Raw genomic sequence first — 15482 nt, 5'->3', positions numbered from 1 at the left:
TATAATTCCTAATTTAAATGCTGCAAATAAAAACATTTCAAATATGAATCTTAATAAACTTAAGTACTGCCTTCTGGCGATATTGATAATTCCTGTAGTTATTTCATTTAAAGAAGATCCCAAGCCAACAGATAAAGATGCAGCAATGCTCCAGAAAGAGGGTTTTGTCGCTCTGTTTAATGGGAAAGATCTGAAAGGATGGAAAGGCCTGGTAGCGGATCCTATTAAAAGGTCGAAGATGGATGCTAAAACTTTGGCTGAAGCCCAAAAGAAAGCTGATGCAGAAATGAGAGACGGCTGGAAAGTGGCAAATGGTGAGCTACAGTTTGTCGGACATGGGAACAATATTGCTACGGTAAAAAAATATGGAGATTTTGAGATGCTGGTTGACTGGAAGATTATTGACGACGGCAAACAGGAAGGTGATGCAGGTATTTATCTACGGGGTACACCGCAAGTCCAGATCTGGGATAATGCCCGTGTAAAGGTTGGGGCCCAGGTCGGGTCAGGAGGTTTATATAATAATAAAGAAAACGAAAGCAAACCACTCAAGGTAGCTGATAAAAAGTTAGGGGAGTGGAATACATTTCGTATCATCATGAAGGCGGACCGGGTCACAGTTTATCTGAACGGGGAGCTGGTAACGGACAATGTTATACTTGAAAATTACTGGGATAGAGCTTTGCCTATTTTTTCTGAAGAGCAAATAGAACTTCAGGCACATGGTTCGCCCATTTCTTACCGCAATATTTATATCAAGGAATTACCCCGTGTAAAGCCATTTCGGTTAAGTGCGCAGGAGAAGAAGGAGGGTTATAAGGTATTGTTTGACGGAACCAATATGCATAGCTGGAGAGGTAATACCAGGGATTACATCACAGAAAATGGTAATATGGTTGTCCGCCCGAAACCTGGTAAAAGCTCCCTTGGTAATAATTTATTTTCTAAAGAGGAATTCAGTGATTTTGTACTGCGTTTTGAATTTCAACTGACTCCGGGTGCTAACAACGGTTTGGGAATTAGGTCTCCTATAACCGGCGATGCAGCTTATGAAGGAATGGAATTGCAAATCCTGGATAATGAAGCTCCTGTTTACAAAGACCTTAAGGTCTACCAGTACCACGGGTCGATTTATGGAACATTGCCTGCCAAAAGAGGCTTTCTGAAACCTACAGGACAGTGGAATTATCAGGAAGTGGTAGTACAGGGCCCTAAGATCAAAGTGATTTTAAACGGTACTGTGATACTTGATGCAGACATTACTGATGCCAGGAAGAACGGTGCTGCCGACGGGTTGAAGCATCCGGGCTTATTACGCGACAGCGGTCATATCGGCTTTCTTGGGCACGGATCTCCTTTGGCTTTCAGAAATATCAGGATCAGGGATTTAAGTGGGAAATAGGGATGGCAATGAGCAGTGAGCAGTGGGGGGTGAGTATTGTCCAGTTCGATAGCTGATAGCTCACAGCTGATAGCTGATAGCAAAAATGATGATCATTTACGATTATAATTATCATAGGATATAATATTTAGGTTATGGAATTAAATTCAAGCCGGAGAGAATTTATCAGGAAAACGAGTATCGCCGGAATGGGCGTGTTTATGTTGCCTGGACTGGTGCGCAAAGTAGCAGCCAGCGATCGCTTACGTGTTGCGCACATAGGCTTGGGGGGAATGGGGAATGCTCATATGAGGTGGTTTGCAGCTATTCCTGAAGTTGATATTGTAGCATTGTGCGATGTGGATCAGGTGCATTTAGATAGCACAATGAAAACTCTGGAAACGCTTCGCCCTGGAAACAAGGCACAGGCTTACAAAGATTTCAGGCATATATTAGATCGCAAGGATATTGATGCGATAACCTGCGCCACCCCCGACCACTGGCATAGCCAGATCGCAACTCTCGCCTTCAAAGCCGGCAAGGACGTATATGGTGAAAAGCCCTTATCTCATGATGTAAGAGGTGGACAAGAGATGCTCAAGAACCTTAATCGCTACGATCGCGTCTTCCAACTCGGTACCCAGATCCACGCAGGGGATAACTATCACCGTGTTGTAGAACTTGTGCGTTCAGGAATCCTTGGAAAGATCAATACAGTTCGGATATGGAAAACAGGTTTTCCTCCTGACCTCGGATTGGCCGCTTATCAGCAGGCTCCTCCAAATTTAGATTGGGATATGTGGCTAGGGCCCGCTCCTTTGTCAGATTATGCCCCGCAAAAATGCCACTTTAACTGGCGCTATTTTTCGGATTATGGCGGTGGGGTTTTTGGCGACTTCTGGTCGCATATCGCTGATGTTGTTTACTGGTCGATTCAGCCTAAAGGACTAAAAAGTATAAGTGCCAGAGGCGAAAAGGCCGAAGGTATTACCGATGTCGCGAAATGGATGGATGTTGACTATGAGTATGAAGACTTGAACATATTCTGGACAAGTGAGCCGCCAAATGTTCCCGGAGCTGCTGCACGCGGTATCGGGGCTTATTTTGAGGGGGAGAATGGCACTTTAATCTGCGATTACAATACCCACGAGGTTAGAATAGGCGGTGAGCTTGTTCCTGATCTGACGAAGGTTCCGGTTTCTTTGGAAAGATCACCCGGGCATCAGCAAAATTTTGTAAATGCGGTTAAATCCCGTACGCAGCCGGAATCTAATCTTGAATATGCGCGGGAACTGACTTTACCGATGCACCTGGGGTTGATTTCTTATCAATTAGGAAGAAAACTGTACTGGAATGATAAAAGGGAGAAATTTATAGGTGATAGGGAAGCAAACAACCTATTATCTAAAGAGCCCCGAAAAAAGTGGGATTTGATATAAGATCTCTGGTTAAAGATTAATGACATAATAAAACCTTATAAGTTAACCCATTCCCCGGTCTCAGAACTCTTGAAGACGGCCTCGATTGCAAGCATATTGTTAAGGGCGTCTTCAAGCGGAGTGGGAACTTCTGAATTGGTAAGGATCGCCTTTGAAAAGAGGTCGCCCTGAATAGTATACTGGTCGCAAATATCAAATACGATCTCCTGCGTTCTCTCCATGGTATGAAGCCATAATCTTGTAGGCCTGTCAGGCGGGGCATTAAACGGTATCTCTATTTCTATACCGCCGGTATCCCCGAAAATGTTAACACGCTGGAATGGCATTATCTGTGTTGAGCATGTAAATGCAGAGGTTCCCTCCGAAAAATCGAGTATGGCAGAAGCCATCCGGTCTGTTTTGAACAAGGGATCAAACTCAACCAAGCCGCTAACCCGGGAGGGTTCCTGGCCAAAAATATAACGCGATAAGGAAATACAATAGCACCCGATATCCATCAATCCCCCGCCTCCGAACTGTGGGTTGTGGCGAATATTTTCCGGATCAGTGTTGTAATAGGAAAAGAAGGTTTGGATAGATCTGAGTTTTCCGATATCTCCATTTTCTACCAGCATTTTAGCTTTTTGCCATTGCGGATGGTGCCGATACATAAAGGCTTCCATTACTTTTAGTCCTGGCTTTTCTTTTGCGGCCACTAAGAGCTTCTTTGCTTCAGTACTTGAAAGGCCAACGGGTTTTTCCAGCAAGACATGTTTGCCGGCGTTTAATGCTTTTATTGCCCATTCCACATGAAGGTGATTGGGCAGGGGGATGTACACCGCATCGACATCGCTGTCGTCCAGAAGATCCTGGTATGAACCGTATGATTTTGGTATTTGAAGGGACGACGCTGCTTTACTCGCCTGATCTGGGTCTCTTGATGCGATCGCCGCAACTGTGCTGTATTTCCCGAGCTTCATAGCAGGGATAACCTTTTCTACACCGATTTTTGCCGTGCTAAGAATACCCCAGCGGATTTTATTCATGATAATTGCTTTTGGATAGCTATGTACCGGATGCCTGACGCCGGAGAGTTGAAAAGAAAGATCAACTCTCCGGACATTAAGTCAGGAGAACTTTTATTTCGTAATGGTTTCGACCTTCGGACCTTTTTTAGGCTCACGGAAGAAAATGATGAACACAACCAGGACAGCTACAGAGCCCCACGCAGGATAGATCCAGATATTATGCCAGTTGTGGGCAATGCTGCCGACTGGTTCGGTGAGGGTATTGGCAGCCTGAGAATTCCCTGCAAGCGTGGTTCCTACAAATGCGCCTACTCCCCAAAGTATAAATGCGATCAATCCCTGCGCTGCACCGCGCATCCTTTCATTAGCTTCATCATCAACATAAAGCTGGCCGGCAATGAACAGGAAATCATAACATACACCATGAAGTAAAATTGCGCTAAATACCATGATAGTTTGCATCGAAACAGAATCAACACTTCCTGCAAGTAAAAAGTAACGTGCTGCCCATGCTAAAATTCCGATAAAGATTGTCTTTTTATAACCAAGGCGACTAAGCATTATCGGAAGAAGTATAAGAAAGATCACGTCTGACACCTGTGCTAAGGACATTTTAGCTGCTGTAAACTCCCAACCCAACTCAGTGACGTATAGGTTCATATTCACGAAATAGAAATAAAGAGGGATACAGATCAGGAACATGCATAGAATGAAAATGGCGAAAGATGGTTTCTTCAATAGAGCCAATGCATCCAGTCCGAGAATTTCACCCATACTCACGTCTTTTCCAGTCTTCATTGGAGGAGTGTGGGGTAAGGTTAATGAAAACAAGCCAAAAAGAATTGATGCCGATCCTGCCACATAAAATTGTACAGCCGATTGCTCCCCCTTAAAAACAGTACTAAGTGTTATGCCCGCGACGATCCAGCCTATTGAAGAAAGCGTTTTCACCAGAGGGAAATCACGCTTCTGGTTCTCCAGATGGCGTAGAGAAAGAGAATTCCCCAGAGCCAGGGTAGGTACGAATGTACAGCAATATAAAATCAGCATGAGATAGAACGAACTGAAGGTGGTGATCATCGGTAATACAAACAACATCAGCCCCCCTATAATTCCCAAAAAAGCCAGAAGTCTCTCCGAAGCAAAATACCGGTCAGCGAGCAAGCCAACCAGGAATGGTGCAATCATTGCCCCAATTGCAAAAGCACCATAAGCAAGCCCGATCTGTCCGCCATCAAATTGAAGAGTTTTACTTAAGTATGTTCCCATACTGACATACCAGGAGCCCCAGATGAAATATTGGAGAAACATAAAGAATGCTAATTTGATTTTGAGTTGTGCTTGCATACGAGTTTAGAGTTTAGTGATATAGGTTAATATTAAGTTTATGGTTTTCCTCAGAAAGAATCTATTTATTCATCTACCTAAAATAAGATTTATGATTTAACTTAAGGTGAGTATTACTGTAACAGTTAAAATTATCTTGCCGGCAATGATTGGAAGTCAAGCTACAAATTAGTAATAAATTGAAAAACAGCCCTTTCTATAATATGAATTCTCAGTAATAAAGTATTATCCGCCAGACCGTTTATCAAAACTATCGCACCTGTATTCATTTTTATGCTACTTTTCTTTACAATTATGGTACTATTTTCTATAAATTGAATTTGTGTTGATTTTATAGTTTAAATTTAGTTTAAGCAATTAACAAGATTTTATCATGAAAGCTTTACAGTATCACATCCCGCTAGAGTTAGATAAATCGTTTATCATATTTAAGGAAGAAGGTCCGTTCTTTCCCTGTCCCTGGCATTATCACTCTGAGTTTGAATTGGTATTGGTAAATAAAAGTACCGGCGTAAGACAGGTGGGTGATCATATCGGATATTTTAAAGAAGGCGACCTTGTATTAATGGGACCATCTCTCCCTCATTTATGGACCAACGATCCGCAATATTTCAAAGGGAAAGCTAATTTAACTGCAGAGGCGATCGTTATTCATTTTGTTGAAAATTTCCTGGGAACCGATTTTTTTCACTTACCCGAAGTAGAGCCTATTAATAACCTGTTAAAGCTATCTAAACACGGGATGTTAATTAAAGGGAATGCACGTGATAAGATTGCGGCTTTAATGGAAGATATGCAGACCATGAGCGGTATAAGACGGCTCGCCTCACTGCTTACAATTTTCGATATTTTGTGTGCTACAAATGAGTATGAACTGCTGGCGAGCCCTGGATATTTAAAGCATGGTTTATTAGATTGTTCAGATAGGTTCAGCAAGGTCAATGCCTATATCCTTAGAAATTTTGATCACGATATAACTCTTAACGAAGTGGCATCTGTAGCTAATATGGCAGTAAGTACTTTCTGTAACTATTTCAAAGAACACTACCGGGTAACCTTTGTAGAGTATTTGAATAAGGTCAGGGTAGGACATGCGTGCAAGTTGCTGGGCGAATTGGAAGAAAATGTTGTAGAGATCGCTTATAAATGCGGGTTTAATAATCTTGCTAACTTCAACAGGCAGTTTAGAAAGATCAAGAATATGACGCCAAGTGAATACCGTAAAACATCGAATGTTAATGTCCCTCAGGTAGTAGGAGGTACCGGGCGATGGCTGGTAGTTACAAACAGGCCGTCGGCTGAGTGTGCTTGAATAGATTTTTGGGATAAAATGTAAATCTCGTTAAGATAATTACTGTTTCTGTATGCCCAAAGCTCTCTGATCTTTTTAAACCAGAACTGTATTTGCTTGTTTTAAATTGTGGAACTGCTTCCGGTATTCCAGGGGAGTTTTGTCGGTCACTAATTTAAAATGCCGGTTAAAATTCGACAAGTTCATGAATCCGCTTTCGTAGGACACCACACCGACGCTCAGATCCGTGTCGGAAAGTAATTTGCATGCATGGCTTACCCTCACCTCCAAAAGAAACAAGGAAAACCTCTTGCGCGTCCTGGAACGAAAGTACCTGCAAAAGGAGTGAGGCGTCAGGTGCACAAGAGCGGCAATTTCTTTTAATGTTATTTCCCGCGAAAAATTATTGAGGGTATAGTGATATATCCGGTTCAGCCTGTTGTCATCTGATTTATGAAATGCAGCTCCAAATGCCGTATGAGACACGAGTGTGTTGTTGCCCGAGTGTGCGATCAGGTTCAGTAGTTGCAGTAATATAATAAAGCGCTCCGTGTTTCTGGCAGATCTGATTGAATATACCAATCTTTTCGCCGCGAGTAAAGTTTCGCCATGGATTCCAATTCCATACGACGCTTTTTGCAATAAGTCGCTGATGGCTTTGTTTTCCGGCAGAACTAAAAAGCTTTTAAGAATCTCAGGCAGGAAATGGATCACTATTACTTCATCCGGGTTATAAGAATCGTATGCTTTATCAGGCCGCATCATATGTGGAACATTGGAACCGATAAGGATCATTTCATCTTCCTGGAAGTTTTTCACGTTGTCGCCAATACATCGCTTCCCGGATCCCCTGATAAAATAGATAAGCTCTATCTCCCTGTGATAGTGCCATTGCTTATACAGATCCAGGCCCATTATCAACTCTACACTGAAAGATTGATCGCTGTTTAACGGTATGGATTGCAAATGCGGATTCATGACCCTTCTTATAAATAGTATTAAGATAACTAATATATGACCTTTTTTTTAATAAATAGGTTAAGATAGTATCAAAACTAGATAATTTTCATTTACAATGCTAATCTAAAAGCCGATAATTTTACAAAAAAACAATACGAGGCTCATGGAAAGTAAAGCGCAATTAGTAATCGAACTTAAAAATGTCGGGATCAATGACATTGATATCGCCGGAGGAAAAAATGCATCGCTGGGTGAAATGATTCAAAATCTGAGCCATATCGGGGTAAAAGTGCCGGATGGTTTCGTGATCACCGTCGAATCCTATCGTGAATTTTTGCGCTTTAATAAGTTAGAGCAGAAGATCGAGAAGCTGGTTAATTCCACAGATATCAATGATCTGGATCAACTCAGGTCTTGCGGTCTGAGCGTAAGAAATCTTGTAATTAAAGGACAATTTCCGGAAACAGTAAGTCAGGAAATTACAGACGCCTATAAAGACCTTTCAGAAAGATACAAGCAGTTCAATGTTGATGTTGCGGTGCGTTCGTCAGCCACAGCAGAAGATTTACCTGATGCGTCTTTTGCAGGGCAGCAGGATACCTATTTAAATGTATGCGGTACAGAAGCCCTCCTGGACGCCGTACGTAATTGCTTTGCTTCATTATTCACAGACCGGGCGATCAGTTACAGGCAGAGTTTCGGATACGATCATTTCCAGATATCGTTATCTGTATGTGTGCAAAAAATGGTGCGATCAGATCTTGCAGCTTCAGGAGTGGCTTTTTCAATTGATACCGAAAGCGGCTTTAAAGATGTAGTGGTTATCAACGGCTCTTATGGCCTAGGTGAGATGGTTGTTCAGGGGGCAGTTTCTCCTGATGAATTCCTGGTTTATAAGCCTGCATTGAAGCAGGGTTTTGCTGCTATTATCGAGAAAAAACTTGGGGTGAAGGACCGGAAAATGATCTATAGCAGCGCCCCAGGGGAACGTGTAAAGATAGTTAACACTACGGTTGAGGAGAATAATAAATTCTGTATTTCTGAAGATGCGGTTTTACAGCTCTCTATATGGGTGCGTGGAATTGAAGATTACTACTCAGAATTAAAGGGACATTGGTGCCCGATGGATGTCGAATGGGCTGTTGATGGAATAAGCCAGGAACTATTTATCGTCCAGGCCCGTCCTGAGACAATTCATTCCCGTAAAGACCAGGATTGTATAACTGAATATACCATAAACGATAGTCTAAGGTCGGAGAAAGTGAAGCTGAAAGGTATAGCTGTAGGCGATAAAATAGCCAGTGGAAAGGTTAAGATCCTGACATCTCTCGACTCTGATCATCACGATTTTAACGAGGGAGATATCCTTGTGACGGAAATGACTGACCCTGACTGGGAACCAATCATGAAAAAAGCATCGGCCATTATTACAAATAAGGGTGGCCGGACCTGCCACGCGGCCATTGTAGCACGAGAAATGGGTGTTCCGGCGATATTGGGTTGCAAAATTGCCACTGAAGTTTTAGAGGACGGTGAGTTAGTTACAGTATCATGTGCTGAAGGAGATGTTGGTCTGATCTATTCAGGGACGATCAGTTACGATAGAACAGAGATAGCTATTTCATCATTGCCTCCAGTAAAAATGCCGATCATGTTGAATGTCGCATCCCCGGATAATGCCCTCTATTACGCAAAATTGCCATGTAAAGGTGTGGGATTAGCACGAGAGGAATTTATTATCAATAACTACATAAAAGCGCATCCCATGGCTCTGATAAAACATGAGGAGCTAAATGATCCGGCATTAACAGCGCAAATTAACGAGCTGACGAGGGGCTTTAAGGATGGCGAAGATTTCTTTATCAATAAACTGGCGTATGGTATCGCTAAGATCGCAGCGGCATTTAATCCCTATAAGGTAATCGTCCGTTTTTCTGATTTTAAAAGTAATGAATATTTCAATCTTTTGGGAGGGAGTTATTTTGAACCGAAAGAGGAAAATCCAATGATAGGTTGGCGCGGTGCTTCCAGGTACTATTCGCCGGAATTTAAGGAAGCGTTTGCTCTGGAAGTTAAAGCCATAAAAAAGGTCCGGGAGGAAATGGGCCTTAAAAATGTGGTGGTTATGATTCCTTTTTGCCGCACCGTCGATGAACTGCTGAAAGTTTACAAAGTAATGGATGAGTTTGGCCTGAAACGTGGTATCGAAGACCTGGAAGTATATCTGATGGCCGAGCTTCCATCAAACATTATCCTCGCAAACGAATTCGCCAGACATATCGATGGGTTTTCGATCGGATCGAATGACCTTACTCAGCTGGTATTAGGGATCGACCGCGATTCAACACTTGTAGCCCATGTGTACGACGAGCGGAATAATGCAGTGAAAAGTATGATCACCACGGTGATTACTGCAGCAAAAAACGCCGGAATTAAAGTCGGTATCTGCGGTCAGGGTCCTTCCGACTATCCGGATTTTGCACAATTCCTGGTTAAGGAAGGTATCGATTCCATCTCTGTAACGCCTGACTCATTCTTTAAAACCGTAAACGCAATTCATGCGGTCGAGAAGGGTGAGGGATTAATATCTGGCGCAATCGAAAGACAGCTTTCTGCCTGACGAAGTAGCTGAGTTATTATTACATGAGCTTTTTGCGGCCCTCCTGCAGGGCACATTATTTACGATAAATGGGATTTAAGACACTCGGACAATTTATAATAGAGAAGCAAACCGATTTTCCGTATGCCAAGGGAGAGCTTTCCCGCTTATTGCGAGATATTGGCATAGCCTCTAAGATTATCAACCGGGAGATCCGCAGGGCTGGTCTGCTGGATAGAAAGCACCTGGAACGCTATGCAAACGAGCAGTTTATTTCTGCACTCCAAAGCGGAGGCGAATGTTGCCTCATCGTTTCTTCAGCCAGCAGTGATGCTATTCATCTTGAATCCCGGACAGCTAAGAGCGCGAAGTACCTTGTTGCACTCAGTCCTTTGGATGGAGCTGCAGATGTCGATGTTAATACAGCTGTGGGAAGCGTGTTCTCCATTTACAGGCGAAAACCCGCTGACGGTAAAGCAAGCCTGAAAGACATATTGCAAAAAGGCGCTGAGCAGGTGGTGGCAGGCTATATCATATACGGCTCATCGACCATGTTGATTTACACCACTGGTCACGGCGTAAATGGCTTTACACTAGATCCGTCGATCGGAGAGTTTTGTCTTTCACATCCCGGTATGCGGATACCGGTCGAGGGAAAAATTTACTCGGTTAGTCAGGGGTCGTACTCCACGTTTCCGGAGGGTCTTAAGAAATATATCGCCTATTGTCAGGCAAACGACCCAGCCACAGCACGGCCCTATACTGCCAGGTATATCGGCTCCCTGATTGCCGATGTGCATAGGAATTTTATCAAGGGAGGGATTTTCATCTGTCCGGCTGCCTCTCAGCGGAAAGCACACAGCTTAATTTTTGAATGCAATCCTTTAGCATTTATAATTGAACAAGCAGGAGGAAAAGCTACGAACGGCAGAGATAGTATCTTAGAATTGCCCGTGGAAGATCTTCAGCAGCAGTCGGGCTTCTTCATTGGCTCGGCCAATATGGTAATCCAGGCAGGGAAGTTTATGCAGGACTATTCTACCGATTTAATTTCTATTGGAGGCGATACAGAACAGCGGCAGAAGCTGGCCAGCTAGGCCGTGTGATTGCTGCTCGTACCCTGAATTGACCAGGCCTTCTTAACTCACAATGGTATTGTTACACTTGGGCTATTATTAGGGTATTCCATTGATCTACTTATAAATATAAGTTTATTTTCCCGGTAAATTTCGTCTGCCCCGAGGCCGCACTTGTTGGAGCTTTAGTTTATTTCTATATTTCATTTCAATAAACTAAAACTCAAAATGAAACAAAAGATACTTTTATTATCTGTGCTTCTGATGCTGGGACTTGGCGCATCAGCACAGCCACAACAACGGCCATCCGGTAAACCCTATGCTTATATTATTAAAGGGGGCCATGTGATCGACCCGAAAAATAACATTAACGAGGTAATGGATGTTGCAATCACTGCCGGAACAAGGGGAATGCCCGCCCGCCCGGCAATTCCTGCCCGCCCTGCAGAGGGCAACAGGCCTGCACGTCCGGCACTTCCAGCGCGTGAAGCAGTGCCAGCTGTGGAGGGAAAAGTTGCCCTGGTTGCAAAAAACATCAGTGCAGATCAGGCAGATAGAATAATCGATGCCAAAGGCTTATATGTAACTCCGGGTCTGATTGACCTCCACGTGCATTTTTTCTGGGGACATGATGGAAGTTATTTGAAGGATGCGGCAACAGCTCTGCCTGCCGACGGATTTACTTTCCGCACAGGCGTTACAACAGTTGTCGATGCGGGATGTACAGGATGGAGGGATTTTGAGCTTTATAAAAAGCGGACTATTGATGCTTCTCAAACCCGCGTATTAACTATGCTAAACATAGTTGGTACAGGTATGGATGGGCGTGGTGAAAATAATATTGATGAGATGGACCCGGTAAAGACGGCTGAGATGGCAAAGAAGTATCCGAAAGATATAGTTGGTGTGAAGCTCGCTCACTTCTCGGGTCGTACCTGGGTACCTACTGACCGCGCACTGGAAGCAGGCAGACTTGCCAATATTCCGATCATGGTGGATTTCGGTTCTGCAGATCCGTATTTGCCGCTCGATTCATTGTTTAACGTGAAATTCCGCCCCGGCGATATCTATACTCATGCTTTTGGCGGAAATGGTACCGACAGTCCGGATGGAAGAGAGTCTATTGTAGACATGAACGGCAAGGTTAAACCGTATGTTTATAAAGCACGGGACAGGGGAATTGTTTTTGATATCGGTTTCGGCGGCGCCAGTTACCTGTACAACCAGGGTGTTCCCGCAATAAAGCAAGGTTTTTATCCAACCACTATTAGTACAGATCTGCACACCGGTAGTATGAACGGGCCAATGAAGAGCATGGAAAATATCATGGGATTATTTATGGCTACCGGTATGCCGCTTAAGGATGTCATTACTGCCAGTACCTGGAATCCTGCAAAAGCTATAAAACGCGAAGAGCTTGGAAACTTGTCAGTCGGGTCAGTAGCTGATATAGCCATCTTCAAAGTTAACGAAGGAAATTACGGCTGGCCTGTGAGAGGTGGTAAGATTGCCGGAAAGCAAAGACTTCAAACAGAAATGACCATCCGGGCTGGAAACATTGTATACGATCTCGATGGAATCGGACAACCTGTAGGTCCGACGCCTGCTGCTGCTGCTGCAGGGCGTTAATCGTATCTTTCTTCTTTATTCAAAAAACGCCGTCCTGCAGGATGGCGTTTTTTGTTTGCTTACGCGATTCCTGGGTTTTAATTTGTTTTGTGTGTGTTAACACTTTATATTAGACTAATGTTAGATCTAATATTGAAGCAATATTTCCTGGCCTTCTACCTTTTTTATCACAACAGACCTTTTTTTGTAACCACGTACATTATTAACCCTTTAAACAAAGTACTCTAATGACCAATCAAATTGCTGATGCGAAGTCTGCTAAAACTGCACTGAACCCAATATTTATCATTGGTGCATTATTTTTTGTTTTTGGCTTCGTAACATGGCTTAATGCCGTATTGATTCCTTATTTAAAGATCGCTTGCGAACTAAATAATTTCGAATCCTACCTGGTCGCATTCGCCTTTTATATTTCTTATCTTGTTATGGCTATTCCCTCAGGGATGGTACTGAAGAAGACCGGATTTAAAAAAGGTATGGCTTTGGGCCTGGCCGTTATGGCCCTTGGCGCGTTGATATTTATACCGGCGGCGATGTCCAGAACCTACGTCTTGTTTTTGTTGGGTTTATTTGTACAGGGAACTGGTCTGGCTCTTTTACAAACAGCCTCAAACCCATATATAACCATTCTTGGTCCGCCTGAAAGTGCAGCAAAAAGGATAAGTATAATGGGGATCTGTAATAAGCTGGCGGGAGCCATCGCACCGATTGCATTGGGCGCAGTGGTACTTAAAGACACAGATTCTCTTTTGCAGCGACTGAACAGCATGGATCTGGCGAGTAAAGCAGCAGAACTCGATGAACTGGCTTCGCGGGTTATCGTGCCATATATTATCATTATCCTTGTGTTGGTTATACTCGCGGTAGTGCTCAACCGCTCATCACTTCCCGAAGTTGACGCAGACCAGGAAGATGAAGTTTCAGCAAAAGCGAACACTAATAAGACAAGTATTCTGCAATTTCCGCATCTCTTGTTATGCGCATTGGCCCTTTTCCTGTATGTCGGTGTAGAGGTAATTGCCGGCGATACTATCATCAGTTACGGTGCATCCTGGGGGATTTCACTGTCAACAGCCAAATACTTTACTACGGCAACGTTAATAAGCATGATTGTCGGGTATTTTATCGGCGTGATCTGTATACCGCGGTATCTGAGTCAGCAAACTGCGCTTAAATTCTCTGCTATTTTGGGGATTATTTTGTCGCTCGCAGCGATATTCACCAGCGGATTCGTTTCCGTAGCATTTATCGCCCTTCTCGGATTGGCAAATTCACTTGTATGGCCAGCTCTCTGGCCGCTTGGTCTTGCTGGTTTAGGACGATTTACTAAAATAGGTTCGTCAATCCTCATCATGGGGATCGCGGGTGGTGCGATACTTCCCCTGTTATATGGATACCTGGCTGATATGACCAGTACTCAGTCGGCTTATTGGATAATGGTACCATGCTACCTGTACATATTGTATTTCGCTGTGTACGGATACAAAGTAAGAACAACATAGCTGTAAAAAGTGCCCGGACAAGCAACTCCCAGCCAAGATAGTCCTGTTTCAGGGGCAGTCATTAACCCGGCTATGCCGGTGCAGCGAATAGCATCCGTAGACGTATACCGTGGTTTGGTTATGTTTCTCATGATGGCTGAAGTTCTGGCCCTTTCGAAAGTTTCAGACGCCGAACCGGGGAGTGCGTTTTGGGAATTCCTGGCGTTTCAGCAAAGCCACGTAGCGTGGAGCTGGCTCAGCCTGCATGATATGATTCAACCTTCGTTTACGTTTTTGGTGGGGGTGGTGCTGCCCTACTCAATTGCCAGCCGCAGGAATAAAGGGGCAAGCGTTGGCAGTTTACTGCTGCACACGGCGAAGCGTTCGTTAATCCTTATTTGCCTTGGGATATTCCTTCGTTCCATGCATTCTGACCAGACTAATTTTACCTTCGAGGATACGCTGACTCAAATAGGCCTGGGATATACCTTTCTTGTTTTGCTGGCTCTTTACTCCCAGCGGGTTCAGCTGATGGGATTAGCAGTTGTTCTTATCGGATATTTTGCTGCTTTCGCCCTGTATCCGCTACCGGGTCCTGATTTTAATTACGCATTGGCTGGTGTTAAGGAGAATTGGGAACATAACTTCAATGGCTTTGCAGCTCACTGGAATAAAAATACGAACCTTGCCTGGGCATTTGATAACTGGTTTCTGAATCTTTTTCCGAGAGAGAAGGAATTTATGTTCAACGGGGGCGGTTATTCCACGTTAAGCTTTATTCCAACCCTCGGCACAATGATTTTGGGCTTACTCGCTGGTAATGTTCTGAATTCTTCGATAGCACAAATAAGGAAACTAAGGATTTTCATTATAACGGGCCTGGTGCTTATAGTATTCGGTATGCTGTTGCATTTCGCCGGAATAAATCCTGTAGTAAAACGTATCTGGACACCGGCGTGGACTATTTTCAGCGGAGGTGTCTGTTTTCTGTTCCTGGCATTTTTCTTTGGTGTGATCGATATCACTGGCAAGAAAAAATGGTCGTTCTTCCTGATGGTAATCGGCATGAACTCTATTGCCGCCTACTGTATAGCCGACGGGGGGATCAAAGATGTGATCCATAAATCGCTATTCATTCATCTGGGACAAGGATTCGACCAGATCTTCGGAGCAGCTTACGCGACCCTGATTAGCGGTGGACTCGTGTTGCTGGTAGAGTGGCTTATTCTATACTGGATGTATAAGAAAAAAATATTTATTAAAATCTAGCTG

Annotated in this window: 11 protein-coding genes; 8 read left to right on the top strand and 3 right to left on the bottom strand. The window is 43.7% G+C overall.

All coding sequences use genetic code 11. The features are described from left to right. Positions 1 to 43 precede the first annotated feature (43 nt). Positions 44 to 1402: a DUF1080 domain-containing protein gene (locus tag P2W76_RS09945; protein ID WP_276347662.1), complete on the top strand. Its 1359-nt coding sequence runs from the start codon at positions 44 to 46 to the stop codon at positions 1400 to 1402. A gap of 134 nt (positions 1403 to 1536) precedes the next feature. Continuing rightward, complete coding sequence (locus tag P2W76_RS09940) at positions 1537 to 2820, top strand: Gfo/Idh/MocA family oxidoreductase (protein WP_276347661.1); 1284 nt, start codon at positions 1537 to 1539, stop codon at positions 2818 to 2820. Between the two features lie 35 nt (positions 2821 to 2855). Here P2W76_RS09940 and P2W76_RS09935 read toward each other — a convergent pair whose 3' ends face one another. Further along, positions 2856 to 3845, bottom strand: a complete 990-nt coding sequence (locus P2W76_RS09935; RefSeq protein ID WP_276347660.1) for a Gfo/Idh/MocA family oxidoreductase — start codon at positions 3843 to 3845, stop codon at positions 2856 to 2858. Between the two features lie 93 nt (positions 3846 to 3938). Further along, complete coding sequence (locus tag P2W76_RS09930; protein ID WP_276347659.1) at positions 3939 to 5174, bottom strand: MFS transporter; 1236 nt, start codon at positions 5172 to 5174, stop codon at positions 3939 to 3941. A gap of 373 nt (positions 5175 to 5547) precedes the next feature. On the opposite strand from P2W76_RS09930, the gene P2W76_RS09925 reads away from it, so the two are divergent. Next, positions 5548 to 6486 (top strand): AraC family transcriptional regulator, encoded by a 939-nt coding sequence (locus tag P2W76_RS09925; RefSeq protein ID WP_276347658.1) that lies wholly within the window; start codon positions 5548 to 5550, stop codon positions 6484 to 6486. A 75-nt stretch (positions 6487 to 6561) separates the two neighbouring features. Here P2W76_RS09925 and P2W76_RS09920 read toward each other — a convergent pair whose 3' ends face one another. Further along, positions 6562 to 7443, bottom strand: a complete 882-nt coding sequence (locus tag P2W76_RS09920) for an AraC family transcriptional regulator (RefSeq protein WP_276347657.1) — start codon at positions 7441 to 7443, stop codon at positions 6562 to 6564. A 145-nt stretch (positions 7444 to 7588) separates the two neighbouring features. Between P2W76_RS09920 and ppsA the strand changes: the two genes are divergently transcribed. From ppsA to P2W76_RS09895, 5 genes are all read left to right on the top strand, one after another. Continuing rightward, positions 7589 to 10045, top strand: coding sequence for a phosphoenolpyruvate synthase (ppsA, locus tag P2W76_RS09915; RefSeq protein WP_276347656.1), 2457 nt, complete (start codon positions 7589 to 7591; stop codon positions 10043 to 10045). A 68-nt stretch (positions 10046 to 10113) separates the two neighbouring features. After that, positions 10114 to 11121, top strand: a complete 1008-nt coding sequence (gene fbp / locus P2W76_RS09910) for a class 1 fructose-bisphosphatase (protein ID WP_276347655.1) — start codon at positions 10114 to 10116, stop codon at positions 11119 to 11121. A 207-nt stretch (positions 11122 to 11328) separates the two neighbouring features. Further along, the gene (locus tag P2W76_RS09905; RefSeq protein ID WP_276347654.1) at positions 11329 to 12729 is read left to right on the top strand and encodes an amidohydrolase/deacetylase family metallohydrolase; all 1401 of its coding nucleotides are present in this window, start codon (positions 11329 to 11331) and stop codon (positions 12727 to 12729) included. A 227-nt stretch (positions 12730 to 12956) separates the two neighbouring features. After that, positions 12957 to 14231, top strand: coding sequence for a sugar MFS transporter (locus tag P2W76_RS09900; RefSeq protein WP_276347653.1), 1275 nt, complete (start codon positions 12957 to 12959; stop codon positions 14229 to 14231). A 9-nt stretch (positions 14232 to 14240) separates the two neighbouring features. Then, on the top strand, positions 14241 to 15479 hold the full coding sequence (locus P2W76_RS09895) for a hypothetical protein (protein WP_276347652.1): 1239 nt from the start codon (positions 14241 to 14243) through the stop codon (positions 15477 to 15479). Positions 15480 to 15482: the final 3 nt, after the last annotated feature.

The organism is Daejeonella sp. JGW-45, from assembly GCF_029360805.1.
In the GTDB taxonomy this organism is placed as follows: Bacteria; Bacteroidota; Bacteroidia; order Sphingobacteriales; family Sphingobacteriaceae; genus Daejeonella.
Note: the sequence above shows the minus strand (reverse complement) of the source record. Positions and strands in the feature narration are given on the sequence as shown.